Raw genomic sequence first — 26,829 nt, 5'->3', positions numbered from 1 at the left:
CGCTGGCTGGCGCTTGCCGAGTAAACTCTGCCATGCAGAATCTCAGTCTCCTGCGACTGGCAGCCAACCAGCTGGGCCGGTATTGATTCGGGCCTGGCCGAGCTCGACGCGGGTGAGATCGTTGAGCGGGCGATCTTGGCCGTGGAGCTGACGCTCGAGGAATTGCCGAACCCGCGCAAGACGACCTGGAGAGCGAGTATGCCAGGCTGGAAGTTAACAGGCTGCCCAGCAATTGAGGGGGACCCGACGGGTGCAACACCTGTTTTTTCTTCCAGGGGGAACTCGGCCCTGCTATGGCCGATCCTACCGCACGTCGCTGATCAGCGACCGGACTTTCGAGAAGCGGCAGTGCGCCTTTCGTCCGGTCAGCCTTTCTCCTGACGCAAACACATGCGGATCGCCGCGGACGGGGAAAGTCGTCCCGCGTCCCGTCCTGCGGCCTGCGCTTTGCTGACGCTCCTACGGCTGTCCCGTTCACCGCCCGAGGCAGGGGCGAATTTCCTCCGTCCTACGCACGACAACCGTCCGCTGTTGCGGACGCGCGCGGGACTGCCGGTTTCCCTGTTGGAGGGCCGACAGTCGCTGGCTCGGAGGTTAACCGGAAACGGGTGCGTCGAGGACCAGCGATCCTGTGCGCCATCCGCTGATCGTATGGCTCCCTGGCGGTTCTTCTTCGCTGCGCTAGCGCTTCAGCAGCTTCAACAATGATGCACGTCGGCTTCATCATCTTCAGCGGCTGGCGCTTGAACCCGGCAACACCACACGGTGGACACAAGCGCCGCTCCGCCAGGTAGCAAGGGAAATCGAACCTATGTAACCGACCACTCAATTAAGCCGACGGCCCGCTGAAGTATCGCCTCCGTCCGAGCGATGTCAGGCGAGCTGGCGGTCACATATCCGATTAAGTCTCGGTGATCGCCTCTCCTTTTGATCGTGGTGTTTGGTTCAAGGTAAAGCTTCACTTTGGCGACGCCAGGTACAGCAGCCGCCCGGCTGACGCCATCGATCCAATCGAGAACGCCGTCCCGTTCAGGAACTAGGAATTGCGCAGCAGCAGTTTCTGAACGGGTTCCGCGCAAATCGCCCTCATCGCCGATCACGAGTTTAATGTGCTCTCGGATAAGATTGATACCGCAAGCTAGCTCAACTAGCTCAACACCGGGCGAGCCCGACATACGCGGATTTACTTCAATGACGACCGGCCCATGTGCCGTCCACCTGAGTTCAACGTTGGTCGGACCCCAGTGAAGGTCGAGAGCCTGTAAACACCTCAGTGAAACATCGGCGATGCGCTCATCCTCTTCATTGGTAAGCAAGGCCGGATAGGCGCATCTATTATATACGAAATGCGGCGAGGGACCGAATTCGAGAGAGGCGATTCCAATGACGTCATCTCCCATCATCTCCACCCAATAATGAAAGCCTTTCACAAATTGTTCCACTAATATTCTTGCTGGGGACTGCCATGTACTCCACCTGCTTGATAGATAAGCAGTATGCTGGATTAGCTCCTCGCTACTGCCGCACAATCGGACCCCCTCGCTGCCGCCGGTGTCCGTGGCTGGTTTTACAATTACAGGAAAGCCGATTTTAGCGGCAGAGCTTACAACCTCGCTCGCATTCGTTGCCAACGCGTAGGCAGGAATTGGAATGTCGGCTTGCCCAAGCAGCTGACGTTGAGTGAATTTATCGCAGCATCGTTCAACCGATTCGGCGTTCGGACCTGGCAGATTGAAATGTCGACAGAGCATGCCGACTGTCGCATATGCAGCTTCCTCCGAGCTCGTAATCCCAGCAATATCATAGGTCGCATGCAGCCGAACACACTCGCAAATCAGCGCATCGAGATTGGATGTGTCCACACAGATTACCTCACTGTCTTCTGCGGCATGATAGTAGTGCCTAAGTGGATCAGCCGCCAGGGTAATCGAGTGCAGGCCAAGACTTCGGGCCGCTTGGACATATAGAGGACCATTGTTCCTTGTACCCTCGATCAGGATAAGCGCTCTTCTTTTCATGTTTGTCGACTCCGAATAGCTTGTCTGGTTTTTTTCCGCGCGTGAGTTCGTCCAACATACCACTGCTCGTGGTTTGCGATTGGTAAATTCTTGTGAAGTAGTTGTATTTATCTGTTGCAGGATGTGACGTCATGACCACCAAAAAGAGTGTCTTGGTTGCCGCAATATAGGCCTATTCTTCTCGCGCAAGTCGGCTGGGGAATGAGAGGCGCGATGATGGGATCCGTTACCGCCGCACCGATCCTGGTGAAGGACCAGAGATCCCATGGCAACGGGTGATGACCGGTGTCTACATCACTCAGCTGGCTGGGGAGCGTCTGGGAGAAGGTACGATGCACGAGCTTCTGCTCGTCGCGCGAACTGTCATTCAAACGAGCTTGGTGAACGGCCTTACACCTAACCTACAGCGGCCTCAAGAACGCACCGCCAAACTGCTGGATAGCTTCATCGATTCGGTTGACGTTCACCGTGCTTTTGACTACGAAACTATGGATCAAGTAGTGCGACGCACAGAAACTTCGATGGGTAGATCATCTTGCTTTGTCACCCCAGGCAGCAGGATGGCCCACCAGAATTAACCAATAGAAAATCTCACCAGCAAGTGTAGCCACCATCCACCAACAATACCGTTCCCGTGATATAGGTTGACGCGTCGCTAGCAAGAAATTGGACGGCAGATGCAATCTCATGAGGTTGGCCGAAGCGGCCCATTGGCGTCCGATCAGACCATGCCCTGACCACTTCTACAGGATACTGGTCGGTCATCTCTGACTGTACGAATCCAGGCGCCACTGCGTTCACCCGAACCCCAGATCTTGCCCATTCGCAAGCAAGGGTTTTGGTTACCATAGTTACCCCCGCCTTGCTCGCATTGTAAGCCGTGACTACGGATTCCTGTCGGGTGACAACATCTCCACATATCGAACTGATATTTACAATCACGCCGGAACCGCGCTCCGCCATGAGAGAGCCGAAGGTGCGACTGCAGTAGAACAGGCCGTCCAAGTTGACTGAAAGGACAGCTCGCCAATCCTCGTCGGTGGTATATTTCGTCGGCGCCGCGCGGGACACCCCGGCATTGTTAATAAGGATGTCAGGGCAAACGGCGATGCCATCGGCGAGATCGCGTACCGCCTGCGAGTCCCTAACATCGAGCTGATAGACTTTAGGCTTGACTGGAAACTGATCTGCCGCCGCGGCCACGCGAACCCGATCCCTTCCAGTGAGAATTATATCGGCGCCAGCTTCTTGTAATGTAAGCGCGACTTGCAATCCGATGCCGCGTGCTCCGCCGGTCACCAAAGCGGTCTTCCCACTCAGACCGAATCTGCCATCGATGAATGATTTACTCATGTATAAGCCCTATCCCTTCTGGAATGTTTCCCGCCTATCGTCTGATGGCCTGCCTTCTTTTTCTAAGCGCGTCTTATCACCTCCTACTGCGACGATAACGGCAGTTGCTGTGTTACTTCCATTCATGCGTTTTTTGGGAACTCAGAGTAACTGTCGTATGGCGCCAACAATGCTGTCCCGTGTTGGAAAAAAGTCCTTCTCAAGAGCCGGACTGAATGGGACATGAATATCTGGAGCACTCAGCCGCAAGATAGGTCGCTTCAAAAGATCGAAGGACTCTTCCGCCATCACCGCTGCGATTTCACTTCCGACGTTGCAGATACGGTGTCCGTTCTCGACAATAATCAGCCGTCCGGTCTTCTCGATTGACATCTTGATTGCCTCATAATCGAGCGGCTTCAATGTACGTGGATCGATCACTTCGACCGAAATGCCTTCCTCGATGAGGTAGTTGGCAGCTTCCATGGTCGGCCTGATAGCACCGGCGATGGCAACGACGGTAACGTGCTCCCCCTCGCGCTTCACGTCCGCTTTGCCAATTGGGATTAAATGGTCCGGATCCGTGGGGACGTCGCCTTTGAGAGGCCAGAGGCGGGTGTCCTCGAAGACGAGCACAGGATCGCCGTCGCGAATGGCGGATTTCATGAGGCCTTTGATATCGGCAGCGCTGGTCGGGCTGATAATCTTAAGGCCCGGCACGTTCATAAAAAGCGGGTAAGGCCGGTCGGCATGCTGTGCCGCTTCGGAGCCCGTCGAGAACATACAGCAGCGAAAGACGATTGGGATGTCTATCTGGCCCCCAGTCATATACCGCAATTTTGAGGCCTGGTTTACAATCTGGTCACAAGCGAGATAGATGAAACTGGCAGTTGAAATGTCTACAATCGGTCGCAAACCATTGATGGCAGCCCCGATGCCAAGTCCCGTAAAACTGCCTTCTGAAATTGGCATGTTCCAAACCCGGTTCTTGCCGAAGCATTCGATAAGCTTGCCGCCGCCATGAACTGAGACGTCCTCTCCCAACAATACAACGCGCTCATCCCGATGCATTTCCTCTAGCTGGGCCTGCACGATTGCCTCAAAATAGGTCATCTGAATATGGGGACCGGGCGTGGCTGCGTCTCTGTGGGTATCGTCTTTCACATCCATTAATCCCTCCAGCCCACCCTTAGCGGGCAATGGTCGACACGAACATATAGTCGGGCAACGTTTCGGGCCGGGGCATGGGGCTAGCCAAAGCAAACTGTACGGCCTGTGTGACGGCTTGGGCCACTTCATGCTCGATGGTTGCTAGAGTCTCTTCATTTACACCCTCTTCGAGCAGCACAGTGCGATATAGCAAAATTGGGTCCCGGTCGCGTTTGTGTGCCTCGACTTCTGCGACCTGTCGATAAGGCTCCCCAGAAACGGCCAAGCCTATATTGTGTTCATCGAACCGATAAGTGTTGGCCACTATGAGAGTGGGTCCCTGCCCCGCGCGTGCTCGCGTGACCGCATATGCCGCAGATTGATAGACGGCACTGACGTCCTGTCCGTCTACTATTTCTCCTGGAATTCCGTAACCTGCCGCTCGTAGGGCAATGTCCGGCTGTCCGTGGCTTGTTGCTACGGAGGTGGTCATTGCATAGCCATTGTTCTCGCAAAGATAAATGACGGGAAGCCTCCACAACGAGGCCATGTTGAGGCTCTCGTGAAAAGTGCCCTGGTTCACTGCTCCGTCGCCGAAAAAGCAAAGGGTAACCTGATCGACGCCGCGCACCTTGGCGCTAAATGCGCATCCTGTGGCAAGAGGAATGCCCCCTCCGACGATTCCCGATTCACTGATAATCCCCACTGAACTGTCCGCAAAATGCATCGAACCGCCACGCCCCTTACAAACGCCGCCCTCCTTACCCATCAGTTCTGCCATAAGCGCCTGCAAATGCGCGCCCTTCGCAATCGGATGGCCATGCGAACGGTGTGTTCCGGTCATGGCGTCATCGTCCCGGAGGGCGAGGCTTGCTCCGACGATAGCGCCTTCCTGACCCACGGTCGTGTGAAACCAACCAGGGATCTGACCACCGTTGAACAGGCGCCTACCTTCTTCTTCGAATCGGCGGATGCGAAGCATCCGTCGAAAAGCCTCTAGCCTACGATCGCCCTTCAACTGCATGACCCAACCCTGCCCGTCAGCAAGGGGCGATCGCCTGCATTCCAACAGCGCGCATCGGCTAAATCCTCGTGCTCGAGCTCCGAAGGTACGTGGCGGGTCTCTTCGGCATTCTCCTGGCGAGGCACGATCTCGGCAGGCACTTTCATCTGGTTCTCTGTCAGCATGGCCTTGTTCCTTCCGGCTCGCACAACCCTGTGCATGCGTCATGCCATTTGACCTGAAGGCTCGCATTACACTGTTCTTCATCGAAGAAAGGCGTCGTGAAAGAACTGCACAGACCTCCTTTGTTCGAAGTTCGCCAACAATGTCGGATCCTGAACTGGCCCCCATTTCGGCCGGACAGTCGGCCTAACGCGGGAGGCTTGGGGATATCCTCAAGCACAGGCTTATGGCTGACGACTGTCGACGGATTGAACTGATCACCGGGGAGGTACGGCGCCGACACTGGACGACGACCGAACAGAAGCTGCAGATTATCGAGGAGAGTTTCCTTCCGGGTGAGACCGTGTCCTCTGTCGCCGCACGATGAGGCGTGGCGCCAAATCTCTTGTATCGTTGGCGCCGTTTATTGAAGGAAGGCGGAACGGCTGCGGTGGGATCGGACGAATCTGTGGTCGGGAGTTCGGAAGTGCGGCGGCTTGAAGAGCGCCTTCGCGACCTCGAGCGGCTTCTCGGCCGCAAGACCATGGAAGTGGAGATCCTCAAAGACGCGCTGGCCAGGTCGGAGTCAAAAAACCGAACTTGCGGCTCTTGTCGCAGCCGAGGGACGGTTCCCGATGAAGGCCGTTGCCGAGACCCTCGGGGCGGCGCGTTCCCATCTCCATGAGTTGCATCGCCTGGTGAAGCCGCGCGGGCCTTATCGCAACCCCGATGACGATGGGCTCTTGGAGCTGGTCGCCGCCTGATCGACGAACGCCCGACCTATGGCGATCGTCGCATCACAGCCCTGACGAACAGGGAACGCGAAAGACGGCGAACCGGCCGTCAATCACAAGCGCGTCTTCCGTGTCATGCGCCAGCGAAACAGGCGCGACAGCACGCGCACGAGTAAAAAGAGCCCGGCCTGCACGAGATCCAGCGTGTGCCGTCGGGCGAGACACCACCACCCGGTACGATACAATCAGGCGGGATGGTAGATGAGAGCTATGCAGCGCCGCGATGAGGCCGATCTCAGCTCCCAAATGCCTGAGATTGGCTTCGCGCGCAGGCGTTTCGGCCGCGTATAAGGTGCCGCCTTGTGAAAGGGATCGCAGCAACCTCAGCCGGCAGCATGAACACTGCGTGATAGAGCACCGGCAGCAGTTCATTCTGGCGTGCGGCAAGCCAGTCCCGGCAGGCCTGACCCTGGCATTTGGGACTGTGCCGGCTGCGACAGGAATTGTAGGCCACGCGGATCGACCGCAGGAGCGGCAGCCGTAGACTGGCCGCCCAGTTCGGCGGTCCGGCAGAGCTCGATCGCGCTCATCACACGCCGCTCGATGCGAGCCTAGATAGCCGTCATGAACCTGTCTATATACTTCGCCATGGCGGCGGAAGATATCCGCCACCTTCAGTCTCGCCGACATGGCGGTACCACTCACCCTGGCGGCACCTCGATGTTCAGCCGGGCTTGTCGTGCGTCGGATGAGGCTGTTCGAGACCTTAGCGTAGCGCGCCGCCGGACAGATTGTTGTGGCCGAGTAGAACCTGGATGGTGCGGATGTCGGTGCGTTCTGAAGATGCGTGGCGAAGCTGTGCCTGAGCGTGTGGACCGTCACCCGCTTAGGCGGCCGCACGCGCCGAACGACAAGCCCAAATAACACCCGCGCGCGGGAAACAGCCAGTCCCGCGGCTTCGCCAAGCCGCCAGTAGACTCGCAGATGCGCAGAAGCTGCGCCGACAGCATCACGGTGCGGTCCTTGTCGCCCTTGCCGTGCTCAACACGGATCACCCCGCGACCGCTGTCGATGTCGCCGACCTTCAGCCCGACAGTCTCCAAGCACTGAGACCTGCTCTTAGGCCGTCGTCAGGGCCGTACGGCACTTCAGGCTCGGCACCGCCTCTAGGAAGGCCACGACTTCGTCGGCGCTCAATACCACCGGCAGCGTGCGTAGCGAGCGAGCATAGACGATCCGCTCCGGACTCTCGGCATGGCCCAGCGTCACGCCGTAGAGGAACCGCAGCGCGCACACCGTCTGGTTCAGCGCAGCCACGAGATTCCGGTCGACATCAAATGAACTTGGAAGGCGCGCACGTCCTCCAGACCGAGCCGGTCCGGCGAACGGCCAAGTAGCGCGAAAACTTCGCCGCGGCATGCACGTGGGGATCGCTGCGTGGCCGGCGGCAGATTACGGATCGTCATATCCTCGATCATGCGCCGGGGAACTGGGGTCAACTTGGCCATTTCTGTAGCTCCTGTTCTCAGATTGCGCTTCAACAGCCGCGATCCTTCAAAACAGAAGCGTTCCTGCAAACCGATCCGCCAAATGCCGCGTTAGCGGCTTCGTTCAATCCTCAAAATGCCCACATCGCCAAAAATCTGCCAAAGTAGCACTAGGCTGCGTCGCGACGGATCGCCTCTGGTGGACTCCGACAGGCAAGTCAGAGAAAGCTCGAAAAATCAACACTGGGGCGTTTCCGTCGGACGCTCAGCTTAGCTACATCCGTGGCAGACTTATTGGACTTGCTCAGCGCGGCGGCAGCACGATCGAAGAACTCTGGAGGAAGGCCCTCTCCGGGTTAGTAGAGTCAAAAAGATTTGTCCCCTGTGACGCAAATGCGAAAAGCAAGCCGACCAGGGGAGTCGTGATCAGTAGGGCGGAAATCGCACAGCATTTCTCTTCCAACAAACGCCCAGCCTCGGCATGTATATCTAGGGAATAGTGCATATTTATCCTCCGAGATAGCGTTCCGTCACGACAGGAGGGACTTCTCATAGTATCGCGCTGCCTCAGGTTTCTTGTCAAGCAGGTCCCGGCTGTGACGTAAGCAGATGAATTGACCGCCCCATGGAGCACCGAACACGCCGAACGATGACGACCGATCCGCGCTCCATACACCGAAGCTCCACATTGTTGTGTCCCCAGCCAAGATCGAGAGCATGCAAACCACTCAGCGAAATGTCTGCTACACGAAAATCGTCGTCACGAAGCGCCAACCCAGTGTGACCTGACACTGACCGGCTATTGCCTGCAATTCGACCAATATCCTTGGCGGAATGGCCACATGCGCCACCCCCAACAGAGACCGTGTGTTCGGAGGCTAACAGCGGACTTGCTGCAAATCTGACGCCACAGCTGCCACTGCCCGACTGCTGGTCAGAGTATCGACAGCACTCGCGGGTCAGGGCGTCGACCATGGACTTGGATGCCTCCACCCCCCTTTCTACGAATGTAGGCGGGCGAGTTGGACCAACGAAAAGCCAACTTCCGCAAAAGTGCTGAGCCAGATGCGCAACAAACAGCTTTTCCGCGGATCTCTCAAGAATTGGACAATTTGAAGAGACTCGGCCGAAATCCCTAGGCCACCAAAGCCTCATCAAACGGGCATCTCGTGAGATTTTCAACTCCGCTCTCGGTCACGAGCACCTGCTCTTCCAGTTTTACGCCTTCCCGCCCACCGACGGCACCGATATAAGCCTCGACGCACAGGGTCATTCCGGGCTCGAGAACATAGTCGAATGCTCCCGGGATGAAGTCTTCAGGATAGAGAATCGCGGGATATTCGTCGCAAAGACCAATGCCATGCATCATGACGCCATATCGCTGCTTGACGAAATCCGCGGGAAGCTTGTGGCTGCGCTGAGTGAGTTCGGTGAAAGAGACGCCCGGCTTTAGCATAGCCATGTTTGCAGCTACGTGCTCGTAGGCTATGTCGTGCAGCCTTCGCTGTGCTTCGGTGGGTCGGCCGTCACCGCAGTGCCAAGTGCGGGAGAAGTCGGCACACATGCCGTACGGGCCCACCATATCGGTGTCGAAGGCGACGAGGTCTCCTGAGACAATGCGACGGGGGCCGGCCTCCTGCATCCAGGGGTTCGTGCGCGGGCCGGAAGTTAAAATGCGCGTTTCGATCCACTCGCCACCACGTGCGATGTTTTCGGCATGAAGAACCGACCAAAGTTCCGTTTCGGCTATGCCGGGCTGCAAACGTTCTCGCATTTTGGCAACGGCAATCTCGCAGGTCGCGAGAGAGCAGCGCATGGCGTTGATCTCGTCGATTCCCTTAATGGCCCTGGCGTGCTCCATGAGCTGCATGCCGTTGCAAACCTCGATGCCAACTGCATCTAGCGCACGAAGGCCGGGGATTTCGATCTTGTCGACGGCAAGACGACGGTTTTTGCCACCAGAGCGGCGCAACAGTTCGTCAATTTGTCCGGCAAAGTCCTTGGCGACTGCTTCTTCTTGGTCGCCGGCAACGAAATAGTAAAAGCCGGCCCCGCCATCCCGGGTTTCGTTGATGAGCGGCAGATAGGTTGACAGGTGGCTGCAACGATGGAAATCCCAGAGAACGACATAGCCGTCGGCCGATACGAACACAGCTCGTGACGGATTGTGCATGATCCATATGTGCATGTTCGAGGAATCTGAAGCGTATCGTATGTTCAGCGGGTCGAAGCAGAGCACGCCCGCATAGTCTCTTTGGCGGAGTTGCAGAACAATCCGATCAAGACGGGTCTTGCGCATACGATCTAGGTTGGGCGTGGTCAGGCCCAAGGCTGCCCACTCCGCAAAGGCGACGTCCGTCGGCCCAATTTCAACCCGATCGTTGTCATCCATGCTCCCATCCGGCTTAAGTGCTTTTGCCACTCGCGTGGGATCAATTTTGTGGTTCACAATCGAAAACGAGGACATGTTAAGGCCGCCCTAGTGGCTCACTCTTACGTGGATCTAAGACCGGATTTCTTGGATGCTAAAGGCGGAAAAAATATTGCTCGATATAAAGTCAATTCATCTGCATTCGTGCTCTGGGGTGCCTGCGACCACAACTGGAACCAGGTAGCCTTCCAGCGCGCCGCAATGGGCAATCTGTCGATCCCAGAGCTTTGCCGGGAGCCCTGTCGTGCTAGTGGTTTACGCCTGACATAAGAGTTCGGCTGAGGATTCCCTTTTGTGAGTGCGCATGCGAGTCTGGTACATGCGCACAGGAATATACCTCACCGTTTCTTCGATTGATCGTCAGCCTCTCTCTGATCAGCGCGCCCATCGCAGTGCGCTGCAGAAGCACGTTTGGCGCGCAGAGATCATTCTGTTGAGCAGCGACGGCGTGGGCACCCTCGAGATCATGCGGCAATCTGGTAAGTTCAAGACTTGCGTGTGGCGCGCCAGTGCAAGCTCTGCAACGATCCGCAGTTCGTCGACAAACTGCGCAACGTCGTCGGCCATGCCACTAGTTGATCCACCGGCTCACGCTATCCTGTTGTCGGTCGACGAGAAGAGCCCAGATCCAGGCGCTCGACCGCACCCAGCCCGGCCTGCCCATGAAGGGTAGGCTCGGCACCACGACCACGACTACAAGTGCAACGGCACGACCACCCTGTTTGCCGCCCTTACCGTGCTCGATGGCACCGTTATCGGCAGGAACATGCAGCGCCATCGTCACCAGGAATTCATCCGCCTCACTCAACGCTGTCGATGCCGAGGTGGCGGCCAGCAGGGCCATCCACGTCGTTCTTGACAACTACGCCGCTCACAAGCACCCCAAGGCGCGTGCCTGCTCGGCCGCCATCAGCGCCTCACCTTCCGCTTCCACCTTAAGCGTCACGAGCACCGCACGGCTGTCCTTGGTTGACAGAGGCAGGGTCAGATGCGGGCCGCTTTGACTCGCTGCGGCATGGTACGAGCGGATGGCGACGACCGCCTTTGCAACGGCGGCGACGCCCGCGCCGTCGAGACGGGAGTTCACCCCCTTTGTGTCCCGGATTAGGACGGCGTCATCTGGGTCTACGGCGCCAATGATGACGACGGGATCTTCACCGATGAAGGCTTCGAGGAGGTCAAACTCCTCCTCGAAGAACATCATCGCGTCTCCCCATCGAAAGCTTGACCCCAGCACTCCGGTGCTCAGGTTCTCTGGCCACCAGATACGCACGTCTGCGGTCTTCACCGGATGCGTACCACGCAGGCTCAAGTTGGCGTTTGGAATTGGCAACGCTTCCGGAGCGAAACGTTATGACGAACTGAACGTCAAGGGACTCTCCATCGCTGACCTAATGAGCGTGGAAAGCTCTACGAGGAGATGCTGGACCTCATGGAAGAATCCGGGGAATTTCCGATTCCTGACCCACGGGGCCACTCCCGTCGTGTATCGCACAACGAAGGTGCAGGCGGCAATGCGCCCAGATGGAACCCCACTATATCTCGATTGCAAGCCAGTTTCGGGCTGAGCGACATCTGTGGCTTTCGTCCCAACAAGAAGCGTTCCAGGACCGCTATTCTAAGCCAGAACGATTCGGCGCTCGCGAAATACGTGTAGAGGAGCGCCGCCACTTCATAGGCGCTTACTACATAGCGGACACGGACACCGGTTGCCCGAGGTTATCGGTCCCTGGATGCCAGATTCAATCATTGAATTTGATGCGCAGCATGATGTTGATGCCCCATTCGTTATTAGCGCGCCGGCGGGAACAGTGGGCGCCTCCGCCTTACCCCCATAAGCCGTACCCTCATAGGGCGCGCGAACCGGGCACTGCTTGTGCGGCACAGCTGAACCATGGACGCCTGCCGAGGGTGCCCACCAACCGCAGTTCCCCAGTTGCGAAGCCCTCGAGGCCACCCCGTTTTTATGTTACGCCGTCGCAATCGCCGGGTTCGGCTGTTCGGCCGGAACACCCCAATTGCTCGCCATGGAATGCCAATGCATTACGCCAGACCCGCGGTCTGTTGCGCTGATGAAAGGCTTCGCGCCTGACAAATTGCCTAAGCCCAGCCAAGATTTTAAACAAATCGGCCCCCAGTTTCCGCGAGGGATGAACGTTCAGCAGGTCAACGATTTGGAGCTTAACGGGAAATGGCATCTAAAGCTGTGCTCCGGGTCCTGCAGGCTCACTGAGGATGGGGGAGCGACGCGGCCACAGATGCGATCTTGAGCGTAACGACACCGGGTGTGGAACTCGCAGCCGGATGGCCGGTACATCACGCTTGGCACTTCGCCCTTGAGCTCAATCCTGTTGAGCACTGCGTCTGGGTCCGGTTCGGGATTGGCCGCAAGCAGCGCTTCGGTATAGGGATGGCTTGGCTGATGGAAAATACTCTGCGTCGTGCCGACTTCAATGAAGCGGCCGAGATACATGATTGCCATGCGGTCAGTTATGTGGCGCACTACATTGAGGTTGTGCGTGATTATCAGGATCGCGATGCCTAGTTCGTCCTGCAGGCGAGTGAGAAGATTTAGCACCTCGCCTTGCACCGAGACATCCAAGCCCGCGGTCGGCTCATCGGCGATGATCAAGTCCGGATTGAGCGCTAGGGCGCGCGCCACGCTGACGCGCCTGGCTTGACCACCGGAGAGTTGATGAGGATAGCGGCCAACAAAATCGGCCGGCAAGCCCACCATCCGCAGGAGGCGCGTCGCTTCAGCTCCTAAATCGCGATCCTTCAGCCCATGGATGCGGAAAGGCTCGGTCAAGATCGATCGCACCGTCAGCCTGGGCGAAAGTGAACCGATCGGATCCTGAAACGTCATCGCCATGCGTCGCAAGTAGGGCTTGCGTTCTACCGCACTGAGGTCCGTGAGTTCCTGCCCATCGAAGCTGATGCTGCCGCTCACCGCCCGCTGCAGGCCAATCATCGTGCGAGCGACGGTGGATTTTCCGGAGCCGCTCTCGCCGACAAGGGCCAGCGTCTCACCCTTGTGAATTTCAAAAGAAACACTGCATACCGCGTCGATGAAAGGCGCATTTGTCCCGGTCGCGAGCGCTTTAAGCGGCCCCATCGTGCGGAAGCGGACGCAGAGGTCCCGAACACTGACAAGGGCACTCATGCCGAAACTAGTCGATTTTCTTCGAGCAGATGGCATCGTGCCGTCTGCCCTGGGCTGATCGGGCGATCGACTGGCTGTTCCTCGAGACAGCGATCATATGCCTGCGGGCATCGCGCGCTGAAGATGCACCCCTTCTTCAAGCCCAGGAGGCTGGGCACCTCGCCGGAAATGGTCGGCAATGTGCGTGTGGTTCGTTTAAGCCGCCCCGGGTCGCACTCAAGCAGGGCGCGGGTGTAGGGATGAGCGGGATTGCGGAATATGCTGCGCACATCGCCTTGTTCGACCACTTCGCCGGCATACATGACGACGACCCGGTCGCACAACTCAGCCACAGCTCCAAGATGATGGGATACGAAGAGGACGGAGCAACCGATCTCCCTTTGGAGATTTTTGAGCAGATGGATGATCTGGACTTCAAGTGTCGCATCGAGCGCAGTCGTCGGCTCGTCGGCGATGAGGAGCACGGGTTTTACAAGCAGCGCCATGGCTATACATATCCGCTGACGCATGCCGCCGGAAAAGTGGTGCGGATAGGCCCCGATCCGGTTTTGCGGATCCGGAATTCCGACCCGGTGTAGCATGTCGATGGCACGAGCACGCTTTTCACTCCGGCTTTTTTGCTGGTGGTGCTGGATGTCGATCATCTGGTTCTCAACGGTGCGCACAGGATTAAGCGCAGTCATTGGATCTTGAAAAACCATGGAAAGTCGATCGCCAAGCAGGCTACGCTGCGACTGAGCCGGCATCTTCAGCAGGTCTCGCCCTTCAAACAGGATCTCGCCACCTGTGACATCGGCATTTTCCGAAAGCAGACCCATCACCGTATACGCAAGCGTCGACTTTCCAGATCCGCTTTCGCCGACAACGCCGACCACCTCTGCGGCTGCGACATTAAGCGACACGTTTCGCAGTGCATGAATGCGCCCCTCTGGTGTCCCGAAATCAAGATGGAGGTGACGTATCTCCAGGAGGGGTGTGGTCGATTGCGATGACCGATCGTGTGGTATCATAGATCTTTCCGCAGCTTTGGATCGAACATGTCGCGTAGCGCCTCACCCAGGAATGTGAAGCCCAGCGTTGCGAGGACGATTGGAATACCACCGCCAACCACAAGCCACGGCGTCTGCTGGATGTAATTATAGCCGTCGTTGAGGATTGCTCCCCAATCGGGCGTGGGTGGACGTACGCCCAAACCAAGGAAGCTGAGACCGGCCTCCACCGCGATTACCGCGGGCACGTCCATGCTCACGAGGATGAGAAGCGGGCCGATAACATTAGGCAGTACGTGCACTGCCAGGATGCGCATCGTGCCAGCGCCCAGAGTGCGTTCTGCGGCGATGTATTCACTGTTGCGTAGCGCCTCTGTCTGGGTCCTCACGACCCGTGCATAAATGGGCATAGAGGTGATTGCGATAACAAAAATCATGCTGGCCAGGCTGGGTCCAAGTAAGCCGATAATCGCCAACGCGAAGATGATGCCCGGAAAGGAGCGGATCGTATCGAATAAAAGAAGGAGCAAATTGTCCAGCCACCTCGGTCCGAAGCCTGCGATCAGACCAAGCACGAGGCCGGCTGCCAGCGAACTGCCTAGCGAGGCGAAGGCGACAAGCAGCGGGACGCGGCCGCCCATCATGACGCGCGAGAATGTGTCGCGGCCCAGTTGATCGGTGCCCAGAAGAAAAAGTAGTGACGGGTCCGCCAAGCGCGGCCCCACCATGATGCGGGTCGGATCATGTGTAATGATGATCGGGGCGAAGATCGCGCTTGCGAAAACGATCGCGACCAGCGCGGCTCCAAGGACGCCAAGACGGTTCTTGCGCAGTTGCCGCACCGTCTTACGGAAGCTGCCGGGTGCTAGCTCTGGGCCAGTTTCGCCGCGGAGCGCTTCAAGGCTCGCCATGCTAAAGTTTCTCGCGGGTTCGAGGATCAAGAGAGGCAGCGATCAGATCGGACGCCGTCGTCGCCAAGACAGTAACAACAGTGGTGACTAGCACGGCCCCTATTACGACTGCATAGTTGCGCGTGTTGACCGCCTGTACAATCAAGGCACCGATACCTGGTCTTGCGAAAACGACCTCGATAAAGACAGCTGACGAAAGCAACCACGCTATGCCCACGCCGAGGATCGTCACTGTCGGCAGGATCGCAAGCGGCAGCGCGTAATGCAAAACAATGCGCCATTCGGAAATGCCGAAGGAACGGGCCATTCGCACATGGTTTTCACCCAGGATCTCCATCATGGATGCCCGTACCAGCCGGGAGATGTATCCAACCCAGCCGATCCCGACGGCGAAGGCTGGCAGAATGAGATGAACAAGGCCGTCCAAAAAACCCTGTCCGGCTCCGACTGCTGGTAACCAATGGAGCGTGACAGCGAAGATCAGGAGTGCGTAGACAGCCATGACGAACGAAGGAATCGCGATCGTGGCGACTGCCATGATCGCGACGATCTGGTCGATGACAGAATTACGCCTCATGGCCGAATAACAACCGAGCGGCACCGCAATCGCCACCGCCCACAAAATCGAGACGAAGATTAGTTCGATAGTATAAGGAAGTTGCTCGAATATTATGTCCGCAACCGGACGTTGGCTCAACACATCAAAACCAAGATTGCCTTGCAGCAGCCCTTCGAAGAAAATGACGATCTGCACGGCAAGCGGCTTATCCAGCCCCATCTCCCGATGAAGGTGCGCTATCATTTCAGGCGTGGCGCGGGGACCTAGCAGAGCAACGGCTGGGTCGCCAGGCACCGCATGGATCATCATGAACACAAGGGTCACCGCGATCACCGTAATGGCGACCGCGAGGAAAACGCGTTTCAGTAGATAGATCCACACAGTTCACGCTCAAGCTTAAGCCGGCTGGAAATCGATATATAATGGGGTTCCATCTGGGCGCATCGCCGCTTTCATTCGCGTCTTCCGATATAGGATTGGATTGGTCTCATTGGTCAGGAACCGAAATGCGCCAGAATCTTCCATCAAGTCCTGCATGTCCTCGTAAACCTTTGCCCGCTCGTTGGGATCGTTAATGGACAGTCCCTTAGCGTTTAGCTCGTCAAAGCGTTGGCTGCGGAAGCGTTGCCAGTTCCATATACCCACTTGATCTTGCACGAACCAAGTCACGTAGTCGTACGGATCCGGCAGTCCGGAGAAGGTCATAATAAAGAGCTGCACGTCCTTCCAGCTGTCTCCCTCAGACTCCACGCCGAGTGACCAGAATGTCCCGGGATCTCGGGCATTAACCACCAGAGAAATTCCGACTTGGGACAATTGTGCCTGCACCGTCTGAGCTATGGCTGAAGTCTGGCTGTCGTTTGTACAGTCGAGGCTCAATGTCAAACCATTTACCCCAGCCTTCTCGAGAAGCTCTTTGGCTTTTGAGAGATCACCTTCCGGCGGAACCAGAGTCTTTGCGCGATGCCCAACGATACCTGGAGGAATAATACCCGTGGCCGCAATTGACTGACCGTCATACGCGGTATCTAAAACCTGTGGTACATTGATCGCCCATTGGATCGCCCTGCGGACATTTATGTCCTTCAGTTTGGGATGATCCATGTTCATGCCGATCCATGTATAACGGGTCGATGCCCTTTCCGCGATCTCCGTGTTGGCGGGCGGATTGCTCTTGAACGCCGCGAGAGAGTCCAAACCGACTACGGTGAAATCGACGTCGCCCGCCTGATAAGCACGTTCCGCTGCCTTAGCGTCCGGAATAGGCAGGATACGGATTTCGTCGAAGCCCGGCTTGGGGCCTGACCAGTCCGGATTTCTCGTGAGAAGTGCGTACTGGTTGGGCTTCCAGTCAGCCAGCACGTAGGGACCTGAGAATGCTGGCGGCTTCACACCGAAATTACCGCCGTCCTTGGTGGCTTTCCTTACCGCAGCCTCAGAAACGATTTGGCCGACGGCATAAGGCAGCGGAACAAGCCAAACAGCCGCAAATGGCGCGTTGAACACGATAACACCACTGTAGTCGTCCTCCACCTCGACGTGATTTAACGAGCCCCATTGGGGCTTGATGGGTGAATTGAGCTTGATGACGCGCTCGAAAGAGAACTTAACATCCTTGGCCGTCAGCTCGCCGTAATCGCCACTAAATTTTATGCCTTTCTTGAGGCGAAATCGGATATGCGTGGGATCAACCTGCTCGATCTTGTCTGCAGCCTCTAACTCCCAGCCCCATTCGGTGCCGGGCTTATATCGCGTGAGCTTTGAATAGATACAGTTTGTTAGGTCTACTTCCGCCGCCTGCCCGAGGAAAGCGGGATCCAGCGTGACCAGGTCTCCACTGGAACGCACCTCGAGCACCTTGCCTTCGGCCGCCCAGATGACTTGAGACAAGGGCATGCCAGCAGAGATTATGCCACCGCTTAGCGCGGCTCCTGCCCTAAGAAAGGTGCGGCGGCTTACACTTTGCATCATGTCCTCCATGGCTGTTCCCCTTGCCGAGCGACTTGCCGAGGCGTCTTGCCGTGGCCGCGGCGCCCGCGTTCCTTGCTCGGGTGTGTTTCTCTTTGGAATATACTATGGGGCAGCCAAGCCGCAGGCGGAAAAGATACCGTCAGGCATAAATTCTGTTTATGTCATGAGCTCTCGGCCTAGTTGCCGACGCAGCACTCTTTCCTTCAGAAGTTGCGGAGATGGCGTGAACCTCACTGCTGGTTGGAACGCGTCAATACCTACTATCTCGTTGTAAAAAGCGACATTTGAACCCCGGCCGAGCGGGACCAGTACCGGTCAGTTTAAGTCCCGAGCGAACTCCTTGACGTCGTCTCGTTCAAGTAAAAGCTTGTCGCCTTCCTTCGCCACGATATGTGTCTCGATGCGCCATACGTCGCGCAGCGCGCGGACAGTGGCCGAGAGCGCAATATGCACGTTCCAGTTACCGCGGGCGTACGACTTTTCCCAGTTGGAGGTTCCGCGCGCCGAGCTCGGATCGTCGGGATGCATGGTAAGTGTGTCACTGTGCTTAGCCGAAATGACCATTCCGGTGTGCGGATGCACCACGGTCCCCGCGTCGCTCGCCATCCGGAAAGTTGTCTCGCCCGTGGCTTGGTTGGTGATTACCTCGCGACAGAAAGGTTTACCAGGCTTAATAGTCTCTGTTGCCATCGGCCGAGCACTCTCTGGCTTCAGAAACGGTACAAGTTTGGAGTCTACGGCATTCGCTTTGCGCACCGGCAAGATAAGCCTGCTGGCCGCACAATGTATTGATAGACTTGCCCTCTCTGGACTAGGAAAGACAATAGGCCAATGGCTGGTGGCGATGGCGAGCCTTATGCGTTGCCCTTTTTCAAAGCGTTGCCCGCAAGACCGCAGCTTCAGGCGTATTGCTTCAGCCTTACCGGGCGTCATTGGCTTCAAATCGAGGTCGTCGTGGCGATGGGTCAAATTCAGAATGCCATAGCTCACACGGGTGGCCGAGCCGTCCTTAAACACGAGCGAAAGCGTGGCCGATAGGATTGCCACTGCTTTGTCGGAAGAGAGGGTTACCTCAAGCTCGGGGAAGCCGAGAAGGTCTACCTCCTCCAGAAGAGGCTCGGTTTCGAATACCAAGGCGTTTCCGGCTTCCATGCGCTGGTCGATGGGCTGGTCCGGCACTGCGCCATACGCGCACCAAACACCGGATGATAGCCCCGAAGTGGACGGTGAACAGATCGTAAGAACAGCATCACTGCCATCTCCTTCGGCAAGAAGTCCCGGTGAGAGCGACAGCCGTCTTTCGACAATGCTCGCCGTCGGCCAGGAAGGCTCAGCGATCCAACGGCCTGGCCGCTCGTCGTAGATGGCGGCGGGGGGCAAAGGATCCTGAATCCACGCGCGCAACATCGGCTCGTCCTCAACGCCGGTGTGGATGGCTTTAAGATGCTGGTCCCACCAGCGCAAGCATTCCTGGAGAAAGCCGATGCGAGGCCCGGGCATGGCGATGTGAGGATACTTATGAGCCCAAGGGCCGATCAGGCCTTTGCGAGGTCCCGGCAGGTTCTCGAGCATGCGCAAGATGGCGTTGGGATAGGCGTCCGCCCAGCCACCCACCGCGTAGACAGGAATCTCGATGTTGGAATAGTCCTCGCAGATAGAACCATGCTTGTAGAAATCGTCCCGACGCTGGTGCGCGAACCAGTCTTGCAGCCAGATCCCGTTGCCGTTGAGCCGCTCTTCCCAAATCTCACGCCAGCGTTCTCCCACAAGAGCTGGATCGGGCGGGGTCATGGCAATCGCCCAAGCCGCTGCCCCCCACATCAAATTTTCGCACATAAGCGCGCCGCCGAAATAGTGACATTCATCCCGGTATCGATCGTCGGTCGAACACAGCGAGATTATCGCCTTGAGGGCTGGCGGACGGCGGGCAGCAACCTGAAGGCTGTTGAACCCGCCCCAGGAGATGCCAATCATACCGACACTGCCTGAGCACCATAATTGCTTCGCCAACCATTCGATCACGGCAAGACAGTCGTCCTGCTCTTGTTTGAGATATTCGCCCCTGCAGACCCCTTCGCTATCACCCGAACCGCGCATGTCCACGCGCACACCTGCATAGCCATGCCCGGCGAAGTATGGATGGGTGAGTTGGTCGCGCTCCACAGTCCCATCCCTCTTTCGATAGGGCAGGTATTCGAGGATGGCGGGGACCGGGTCCGCCTCGGCGTCCTCCGGCAACCAGAGGCGGGCAGCGAGCTTTACCCCGTCCGGCATCGGGATCCAGACATTCTCGATCTCGCGCACTTTGCGGGGGAAGTCGGTAACAACGCGGATGTCATCCATGGTCCAATCCTCATATGCGTTCGCGCTTGCCGAACTGCCCTTGAGGTTCAGCAAGAAGGCGGCGGGTAACCTGCTGGAACAAAAGCGGTGGCAGGGATACCCGTGTTCGTCGAAGGGGGACCGGCGACCAAGTTGCGAGCGCCGTCCTCGTCCTCACCTCGAATAGACGACGAGGCTGAAGAGTCGCAGACTGAAAAGCTCGCGACTGGCATAAAGCCGATTCATATCAAACGTTGCGCTCGCTAGCCTTAGTCCCGAGTGACAGGTTTCGCGCAGACTTAGGTCAACTTGGCTCTCGCATGGAGCGCGTCAAGGCTCGGCCCAACACCCGAGCGGCGGGATGTCATGGTGGCGTGAGACCGGTCGCCTCACCGAGCCTAGTTTGCCATCAACTTCCCATCAGCCTATCTGGGGCACCTCTCAGCCTTTAGTGATAGCCCGACAAATCTCGCAATGGAGATCCGTATTCCGCGGTTGCGCAGGATCGTCACGCATCGTCCGGCTATACGACTTTATTTGACTCCGGCCAGCCAGCGGATGTTCTTCCCGCAACCGCGACCGGCCGGCGGATGCAGGCGGATCAGCGGCGGTTAATGCGCCAAATAGCAGGCCATGGCCCGTTTTCCCCAACGAGATCTCTCTCTAAAACCCGAACGTCCAAGTTATCCTTCACGCCACGATTTTAAGCTCTTAGGTGGCTCCGCACCCGACGCACCTGCACCAACATTCCACTCCCCCAAATCGATACGCTTATATTGATTCTGAAGTGACATCTTACTGACGCGGCAGTTAGTCACTTCCAATGAATTATCCGTCGCTCACATACATGTATAGCCGCCATCAACGGACAGGATGGCTCCCGTGCAATAGCTTGATGCAGGGCTGGCAAGAAACAGCACCGCGGATGCAACTTCATGGGACTCGCCCATTCTTCCCAGCGGAGTCTGCTCTAACCATCGATCATACTGAAATGAGCTTTCATTCCTCGGGGAAATTGTCATCTCTGTTGTAACATATCCTGGAGCTACCGCATTTACTCGCACATTATGCTTTGCCCAGGCACAGGCCAGCGACTTCGTCATCATGTGAATGGCGCCCTTACTGGTAATATAGGCGGTGTTGTTCTGTGGCTGCGTCACTATCATGCCGCACATGGATCCGATGTTCACGATGTTGCCCCAGCGACGGGCGATCATGTGCCGGCCAAAGGCCCTCGCACACCAAAATGCAGCATCCGAATTGACCCGCATCGTTGCCAGCCAGTCCGCGTCGGAAGTGTCGAGGGCCTCGGTTATCCGGGCTATACCGGCATTGTTAATAAGGACGTCGATCGGCTGTTCGGCATTCAGTTCGTCGGCGAGCGCCGTAACCGCATCCGGCTTTGCCACATCGATGCCGCGATGACTTGCCGCGATACCGCATGATGCGAGTTTGGCCGCAGCGGCAGCAGCGCTATTCGCGTCCAAGTCCGCGATGACAATTGACGCGCCCGCTTGGCCGAGAGCGTGAGCGATTTCAAGCCCGATACCGCGCCCCCCTCCGGTTACAATTGCACGCTTGCCGGACAGGTCGAATTTCTTCAGATAATCCATGCTGCCTTTGATCCAAGTTTGTATGTTGGCCTCGCCCCAATAAATTGACCGGGATCATGATCCCGATACGGGTGGCGCCCGTTGTTGCTTTTGCGGGTCTGTGCCACTCTGCCGGCTATCATCACTAAAACGGCCCCGCGACACGGATACGGAATGACATTGTCCAGCACCGTCCGACAGGGATCAACATTCTGCCGCAGAAACAACCCGTATAGGCAGCCTGGCCAATTGGCTTGCAATGATAGGCGCCAGCAATTGTCCTGAGAATGCGCAAAAGGATTCGCTGGCCGTAAACCCAGCTTATGTCCAGCCGCTCATGCGCAAGATCGCGAATACGCTACCTTCGCCGGCCATAACGCAAGCGTCTAGTTGCCAAACTTGGACCTCATGCTCAGGCGACCATGCTCATAGGATTTTCAATATAGCTCTTAAATATCTGCAGCAACTTTGCTCCGAGCACGCCGTCCACACAGCGATGGTCGATGGAAAGGGTAACACTCATCACCGTTGCGATGGCCATTGAACCGCTCTTGACGACTACATGCTGTCTGCCCGCACCGACTGCCAGAATCGTAGCGTGGGGGGGATTGATCACGGCAGCGAACTCTTTGACCCCCATCATGCCCATGTTCGAGATCGATGTCGTGCCGCCTTCATATTCTTCAGGCTTTAGCTTGCGATCTCTCGCGCGTTTGCCGAGGTCCTTCATCTCGGCGGAAATGACTTGAAGTGTTTTCTGTTCAGCCTTGCGTATGATCGGCGTGATCAGACCGCCTGCGATCGAGACAGCTACCCCTATGTCGACGTGCTGGTGTTTAAGAATAGCGCCCTCGGTCCAGGAGACATTCGCGTCCGGAACGTCACGCAGCGCAAGCGCCAAGGCCCTTATCACCATGTCATTGACGGACAACTTGTAGACCGGCAGTCCGTCCGCGGCCCTAGGCGCCGCACCGTTGAGTCGGGAGCGCAGTCCTAGAAGCTGATCGATCTCGCAATCCACTGCGACATAGAAATGCGGAATGGTTTGCTTCGAGGTCAGCAGACGACGTGCAATCGTCCTTCGCATCCCGTCGTTAGGTATGCGTTCATATGATCCGCCCTCAAACAGCTTAAGAACAGCGTCGTCCTTGGCACCTTTGCTTCCAGACGACGCTGCAGGAGCAGGGCCTCCAGGCGCGTCGGACCGTTGTCCAGGGGCTGCGGCAACCGAACCAGCTTCAGTCTTTATGGCAAGAACGGCGACCAGGTCCCTGACTTTTAGACCGTTAGCGCCTTCCGGAACGACAATCCTTTCCAGAGTACCGCCGGCAGCGGCCTTGATCTCACCTGTATCGCTACCGCTTGATACTTGAGCCAAAACATCTCCGGCCTTTATGTCGTCCCCCTCGTTGAACATCCATTTTACAATGGTGGCTGCTCCCATATCGGAAACGAAGGCCGGCATTCTGACGTTGATAGGCATCGGCTCTACTGTGGCTTTTGAGGTATCTAGCGGGCTAGCGGTTTGCGGGTTCGGGCTGCTCTGCTTGGGGTACGAAGCGGAAAAATCTTCGAGCTGAACGGATGTTGGGGCTAAGAAGGCTCAAATGCTCACAGCAACAGTCCTCCGTCGATCGCGATCTCCGCCCCGGTAATGTAGCGGCTCTCGTTCGAGAGCAGGAAGAGAACGAGGTCGGCCACCTCGTCGACCGTCCCGGCCCGCTTGAGCGGAATGAGCGCGTACTGGCGCTCTCTGTCGGACGGATCCTCGGCGAGCAGCATGTCGGTTTCCACCCACCCGGGGTGGATAGAATTGACGCGGATTCCTGCTGGCGCAAGCTCTAGGGCCGCGCATTTTGTCATGCCTCGAAGGGCCCATTTCGTCGCGGAGTAGGCCATACAAGTTCGACTTCCGCGCATCCCGGCGACAGACGAGATGTTTACTATTGCGCCACCGCCGGATGCCTCGATCAGAGGTGAGACTTCCCGCATACCGAGGAAGCAACCCAACTGATTCACACGGAAGTGCTTTTCGAAGAGCGCGACGCTCGAATCCCTCATTGGCACGGGTTCATAAATCGCCGCGTTGTTGACCAGACCATGAAGTCCCGTCCCCTCCCCCTCCAGACAGCGGATCAGGCTTCGCCAGTCTTGCTCGCTAGTGACGTCGAGATGCACGTATGACGCTTTTTCACCAATAGTCGCTGCAAGTTGTTCGCCCTGCTCGTCTAGGAGGTCGCCGATGACAACCCGCCCTCCCTCCGTTGCGATTTGGACGGCTTCCGCCGCACCTTGACCTCGAGCTCCACCAGTAATCAAAACCGTCTTGCCTTCGAAGCGTTTGTCCCGCGTCATGGTAGTCCTACAGCAACGAGCAGTTGACTCCGAATACTAACCAATGGGTATGCAGACGTAAGCAGCCAGGAGTGGCACTTAAATCGCCGGAGGTTCTGAAGTTTAGTCAGATAAGTAACGAACCGTGATTCTTTTCTACTGCCCGGTGTTGATGCGACAGATGACGATTCCGACTTCCGTCGCTGACCCTTCATCAACAAGGATTTCGGCAACCACGCCTGCGGTCTCCGCCTCTATCTCAATGTTAGTTTTTTCCGACTCCACTTCGGCTAGAATCTGACCCGGAACGACCGAGGTGCCGACCGAAACATACCACTTCGTAAGATCAACCTCGACCGTCGATGCACCCATCTTCGGGATACGAACTTCAAACATGAGCATAGCTCCTTACGGCTAAGATCGCGTCTTCCAGTTGCTGCGGCTTCGGCAGAACAGCAGCTTCGAGCGCAAGATTGAACGGCATAGGAACGTCAGCTCGCGTGACACGCTTGATCGGGGCCTTGAGAGATGAAAACGCCAGCTCCCCTATTATTGCGCTCAATTCGGCGGCGAACCCACAAGTACGGTTCGTGTCGTCGTAGATTACGACGCGGCCAGTTTTCTTGACGGACTTCAACAGCCCTTCCCTGTCAAGCGGCAAGAGAGACCGAGGATCCCACACTTCGACGCTGATGTTTTTCTCCTGGGCGAGGCGCTCAGCGACAGCTAGAGCCTCGGGCACTAAATGCCCGATAGCAATGACTGTGACATCGGATCCTTCACGCTTAACGTCACCGCAACCGAAAGGGACGGCATAGATTTCCTCCGGCACCGGACCCTTTTGCGGAAGCGACATGGCTGATGCTATGAAAACGACGGGGTCGTCTTCGCGGATCGCCTGGATCATGAGGCCCTTGGCGTCGTAGGCATTCGAAGGGCAAACAACCTTGAAGCCAGCGTGTAGGAGGTACGGATAGGGATTGTCTGAGTGCTGGCCCGCGTTTCCACCCCGCGATCCAGACACCATAAGCGTGTAAGTGATTGGAAGATTTGCTTGACCTCCTAACATCAATCGCATCTTCGCCGCTTGATTGACTAGCTGGTCGAATGCGACGTAAATCAGTGAGGGAACTTGAAACTGAACGATTGGGCGCAAACCGGCCAAAGCCGCCCCCGTAGCGAAGCCGGTGAACGCTGCCTCGGAAATGGGTGTGTCGAGTACGCGGAGATCGCCGAAAGCGCCATGGAGGCCTTTCGTCTCACCGCGAATTCCACCTCGAATGTCCTCCCCGATAATCATGACACTCTCATCTGCCCCCATGGCCTGATGGTAGGCTTCGTTCATGGCCTGAAGAAATCTCAGCTGTCTCACGGCTCTACTCCCCATGCCGGAGTGTTCGGATACGGCACGGCATACATGCAATCGAGAGCCTCGGCCGGGTTCGGCGGGGGGCTGCTCCTAGCGAACTCGACGCCCCGATCGATCTCAATGTTGACCTCGGCATCGATAGCTTCAATGTCTTCTTGAGCGCACAAGCCACTTTCCATCATACGCGCCGCCCAGATCTTGATAGGGTCCCGCAACTTCCAGCGATCGACTTCCTCTTGAGATCGATAGTTCATCTTCATGTGACGCTCGCCTGTATAATGCCCAAAGTAGCGATAGGTTTGACACTCAATGAACGTTGGGCCTTTGCCGGTCCGAGCGCGTTCCGTAGCAGTGAGAGCAGCGTGATAAACGGCCTCGACGTCCATGCCATCGACGCACACACCAGGCATTCCGTAGGATTGGGCGCGAACGTAAGGGTCTAGGATCGTGACTTCTTTGAGAGGCGTCGAGATCGCGTACTGATTGTTCTCGCAGACGAAAATGACAGGAAGATCCCAAATCGCCGCGAGGTTCATCGCCTCGTGGAGGACCCCTTGGTTGATTGCTCCGTCGCCGAAGAATGAAACAGCAACGCGGTTTTCGCGAGCAGCTTTGAATTTGTGAGCCGCACCACAGGCTATAGGGGCTCCAGCGCCGACGATACCATTCGCCCCAAATATTCCAATCCCGACGTCAGCAATGTGCATGGATCCGCCGCGACCCTTATTGTATCCGCCCGTTCGCGCGAGCAGCTCAGCAAACATTCTGCCAACGTCGCCGCCCTTCGCCAGTGTGTGGCCATGCCCTCGATGGGTACTTGTGACGATGTCTGAAGTCGTGAGTGCGCCGCAAATACCAACCGCAACCGCCTCTTGCCCGCTGTACTCGTGACATACGCCGGCGATCTCGTTGTCATCGACTAGGGTGACGACCCGGTTCTCAAACTGCCTGATACGCGCCATGTCGTAATACAAGCTTCTCGCGAATTGAGCAGGCATAATGTTAGACGTCGACGCCTCTATTTTGTGTTCCAAGTTGATCTACTCCGGTCAAACCCGTTGTCGATGTGGCTACTCGATACCTATCGCCGACCAAGATTGTCGCGGCACGCAAGCCCAGAATAACTCTTTTCGAATAAACCATATTCCGGGCGTCTCGTAGACTGAAAGGATGGCGTCGGGTATAGACCTGATTGATATCAAGCCTCACAATCTTCACCCGAGGTAATCGCTTCTCGCCGTGGACCGGTGGCCGCGCATGAAGTACGAGAACGCGGCCAGCGAACTCAACGTGACGCGTTAAG

The 26,829-nt window shown here is 57.1% G+C and carries 22 protein-coding genes and 2 pseudogenes; 2 read left to right on the top strand and 22 right to left on the bottom strand.

Annotated elements, in window-relative coordinates:
- Positions 1 to 809 precede the first annotated feature (809 nt).
- The 5 genes from EJ067_RS19240 to EJ067_RS34645 form a co-directional block, all read right to left on the bottom strand.
- A complete protein-coding gene (locus EJ067_RS19240) occupies positions 810 to 2,018 on the bottom strand; it encodes an acetyl-CoA carboxylase biotin carboxylase subunit family protein (RefSeq protein ID WP_126080642.1) in 1,209 nt (402 codons plus the stop codon).
- 591 nt (positions 2,019 to 2,609) lie between these two features.
- Entirely contained in the window at positions 2,610 to 3,371 is a 762-nt protein-coding gene (locus EJ067_RS19235) for an SDR family oxidoreductase (protein WP_245466459.1), read from the bottom strand.
- Positions 3,372 to 3,512: 141 nt separating this feature from the next.
- Positions 3,513 to 4,520: a pyruvate dehydrogenase complex E1 component subunit beta gene (locus tag EJ067_RS19230; protein WP_126080641.1), complete on the bottom strand. Its 1,008-nt coding sequence runs from the start codon at positions 4,518 to 4,520 to the stop codon at positions 3,513 to 3,515.
- A gap of 19 nt (positions 4,521 to 4,539) precedes the next feature.
- Positions 4,540 to 5,523 carry a thiamine pyrophosphate-dependent dehydrogenase E1 component subunit alpha gene (locus EJ067_RS19225; protein ID WP_126080640.1) on the bottom strand — a complete coding sequence of 328 codons (984 nt, stop codon included), beginning with the start codon at positions 5,521 to 5,523 and terminating at the stop codon, positions 4,540 to 4,542.
- Positions 5,514 to 5,687, bottom strand: coding sequence for a hypothetical protein (locus EJ067_RS34645; RefSeq protein ID WP_189343319.1), 174 nt, complete (start codon positions 5,685 to 5,687; stop codon positions 5,514 to 5,516). Before EJ067_RS34645 ends, EJ067_RS19225 begins: the two co-directional genes overlap by 10 nt.
- Before the next feature lie 224 nt (positions 5,688 to 5,911).
- Here EJ067_RS34645 and EJ067_RS35430 point away from each other — a divergent pair.
- Positions 5,912 to 6,539 (top strand): annotated as a pseudogene (locus EJ067_RS35430) (transposase); the annotation flags it as partial.
- A 154-nt stretch (positions 6,540 to 6,693) separates the two neighbouring features.
- Here EJ067_RS35430 and EJ067_RS19215 read toward each other — a convergent pair.
- The 5 genes from EJ067_RS19215 to dddP form a co-directional block, all read right to left on the bottom strand.
- Positions 6,694 to 6,912: a transposase zinc-binding domain-containing protein gene (locus EJ067_RS19215; protein ID WP_245466460.1), complete on the bottom strand. Its 219-nt coding sequence runs from the start codon at positions 6,910 to 6,912 to the stop codon at positions 6,694 to 6,696.
- 364 nt (positions 6,913 to 7,276) lie between these two features.
- Positions 7,277 to 7,501 carry a tyrosine-type recombinase/integrase gene (locus tag EJ067_RS35425; protein ID WP_245466461.1) on the bottom strand — a complete coding sequence of 75 codons (225 nt, stop codon included), beginning with the start codon at positions 7,499 to 7,501 and terminating at the stop codon, positions 7,277 to 7,279.
- A gap of 16 nt (positions 7,502 to 7,517) precedes the next feature.
- Positions 7,518 to 7,715, bottom strand: a complete 198-nt coding sequence (locus EJ067_RS35420) for a hypothetical protein (protein WP_245466462.1) — start codon at positions 7,713 to 7,715, stop codon at positions 7,518 to 7,520.
- The gene (locus tag EJ067_RS35415; protein WP_245466463.1) at positions 7,703 to 7,906 is read right to left on the bottom strand and encodes a hypothetical protein; all 204 of its coding nucleotides are present in this window, start codon (positions 7,904 to 7,906) and stop codon (positions 7,703 to 7,705) included. Before EJ067_RS35415 ends, EJ067_RS35420 begins: the two co-directional genes overlap by 13 nt.
- A 1,114-nt stretch (positions 7,907 to 9,020) precedes the next feature.
- Positions 9,021 to 10,352 (bottom strand): dimethylsulfonioproprionate lyase DddP, encoded by a 1,332-nt coding sequence (gene dddP, locus EJ067_RS19205; RefSeq protein WP_126080638.1) that lies wholly within the window; start codon positions 10,350 to 10,352, stop codon positions 9,021 to 9,023.
- 283 nt (positions 10,353 to 10,635) lie between these two features.
- On the opposite strand from dddP, the pseudogene EJ067_RS19200 reads away from it, so the two are divergent.
- Positions 10,636 to 11,247 (top strand): annotated as a pseudogene (locus tag EJ067_RS19200) (hypothetical protein); the annotation flags it as partial.
- Between the two features lie 1,227 nt (positions 11,248 to 12,474).
- Here the strand turns inward: EJ067_RS19200 and EJ067_RS19195 are convergent.
- The 12 genes from EJ067_RS19195 to EJ067_RS19140 form a co-directional block, all read right to left on the bottom strand.
- Positions 12,475 to 13,479, bottom strand: a complete 1,005-nt coding sequence (locus EJ067_RS19195) for an ABC transporter ATP-binding protein (RefSeq protein WP_126080637.1) — start codon at positions 13,477 to 13,479, stop codon at positions 12,475 to 12,477.
- Positions 13,476 to 14,489, bottom strand: coding sequence for an ABC transporter ATP-binding protein (locus EJ067_RS19190; protein WP_126080636.1), 1,014 nt, complete (start codon positions 14,487 to 14,489; stop codon positions 13,476 to 13,478). Before EJ067_RS19190 ends, EJ067_RS19195 begins: the two co-directional genes overlap by 4 nt.
- Positions 14,486 to 15,379: an ABC transporter permease gene (locus tag EJ067_RS19185; protein ID WP_126080635.1), complete on the bottom strand. Its 894-nt coding sequence runs from the start codon at positions 15,377 to 15,379 to the stop codon at positions 14,486 to 14,488. Before EJ067_RS19185 ends, EJ067_RS19190 begins: the two co-directional genes overlap by 4 nt.
- A gap of 1 nt (position 15,380) precedes the next feature.
- Positions 15,381 to 16,319: an ABC transporter permease gene (locus EJ067_RS19180; RefSeq protein WP_126080634.1), complete on the bottom strand. Its 939-nt coding sequence runs from the start codon at positions 16,317 to 16,319 to the stop codon at positions 15,381 to 15,383.
- 15 nt (positions 16,320 to 16,334) lie between these two features.
- Complete coding sequence (locus EJ067_RS19175) at positions 16,335 to 17,918, bottom strand: ABC transporter substrate-binding protein (protein ID WP_126080633.1); 1,584 nt, start codon at positions 17,916 to 17,918, stop codon at positions 16,335 to 16,337.
- A 306-nt stretch (positions 17,919 to 18,224) separates the two neighbouring features.
- Positions 18,225 to 20,252: a CocE/NonD family hydrolase gene (locus EJ067_RS19170; protein ID WP_126080632.1), complete on the bottom strand. Its 2,028-nt coding sequence runs from the start codon at positions 20,250 to 20,252 to the stop codon at positions 18,225 to 18,227.
- Positions 20,253 to 21,070: 818 nt separating this feature from the next.
- A complete protein-coding gene (locus EJ067_RS19165; protein ID WP_126080631.1) occupies positions 21,071 to 21,844 on the bottom strand; it encodes an SDR family oxidoreductase in 774 nt (257 codons plus the stop codon).
- 391 nt (positions 21,845 to 22,235) lie between these two features.
- On the bottom strand, positions 22,236 to 23,306 hold the full coding sequence (locus EJ067_RS19160) for a 2-oxo acid dehydrogenase subunit E2 (RefSeq protein ID WP_126080630.1): 1,071 nt from the start codon (positions 23,304 to 23,306) through the stop codon (positions 22,236 to 22,238).
- Positions 23,307 to 23,434: 128 nt separating this feature from the next.
- Entirely contained in the window at positions 23,435 to 24,178 is a 744-nt protein-coding gene (locus EJ067_RS19155; protein WP_126080629.1) for an SDR family oxidoreductase, read from the bottom strand.
- Between the two features lie 135 nt (positions 24,179 to 24,313).
- On the bottom strand, positions 24,314 to 24,553 hold the full coding sequence (locus EJ067_RS19150) for a biotin/lipoyl-containing protein (protein ID WP_164762741.1): 240 nt from the start codon (positions 24,551 to 24,553) through the stop codon (positions 24,314 to 24,316).
- Entirely contained in the window at positions 24,546 to 25,502 is a 957-nt protein-coding gene (locus EJ067_RS19145; protein ID WP_206516850.1) for a transketolase C-terminal domain-containing protein, read from the bottom strand. The genes EJ067_RS19150 and EJ067_RS19145 overlap by 8 nt, the downstream gene beginning before the upstream one ends.
- A 23-nt stretch (positions 25,503 to 25,525) precedes the next feature.
- The gene (locus EJ067_RS19140) at positions 25,526 to 26,560 is read right to left on the bottom strand and encodes a thiamine pyrophosphate-dependent dehydrogenase E1 component subunit alpha (protein WP_206516851.1); all 1,035 of its coding nucleotides are present in this window, start codon (positions 26,558 to 26,560) and stop codon (positions 25,526 to 25,528) included.
- Positions 26,561 to 26,829 lie beyond the last annotated feature (269 nt).

The organism is Mesorhizobium sp. M1D.F.Ca.ET.043.01.1.1 (assembly GCF_003952385.1).
Taxonomy (GTDB): Bacteria; Pseudomonadota; Alphaproteobacteria; order Rhizobiales; family Rhizobiaceae; genus Mesorhizobium.
Note: the sequence above shows the minus strand (reverse complement) of the source record. Positions and strands in the feature narration are given on the sequence as shown.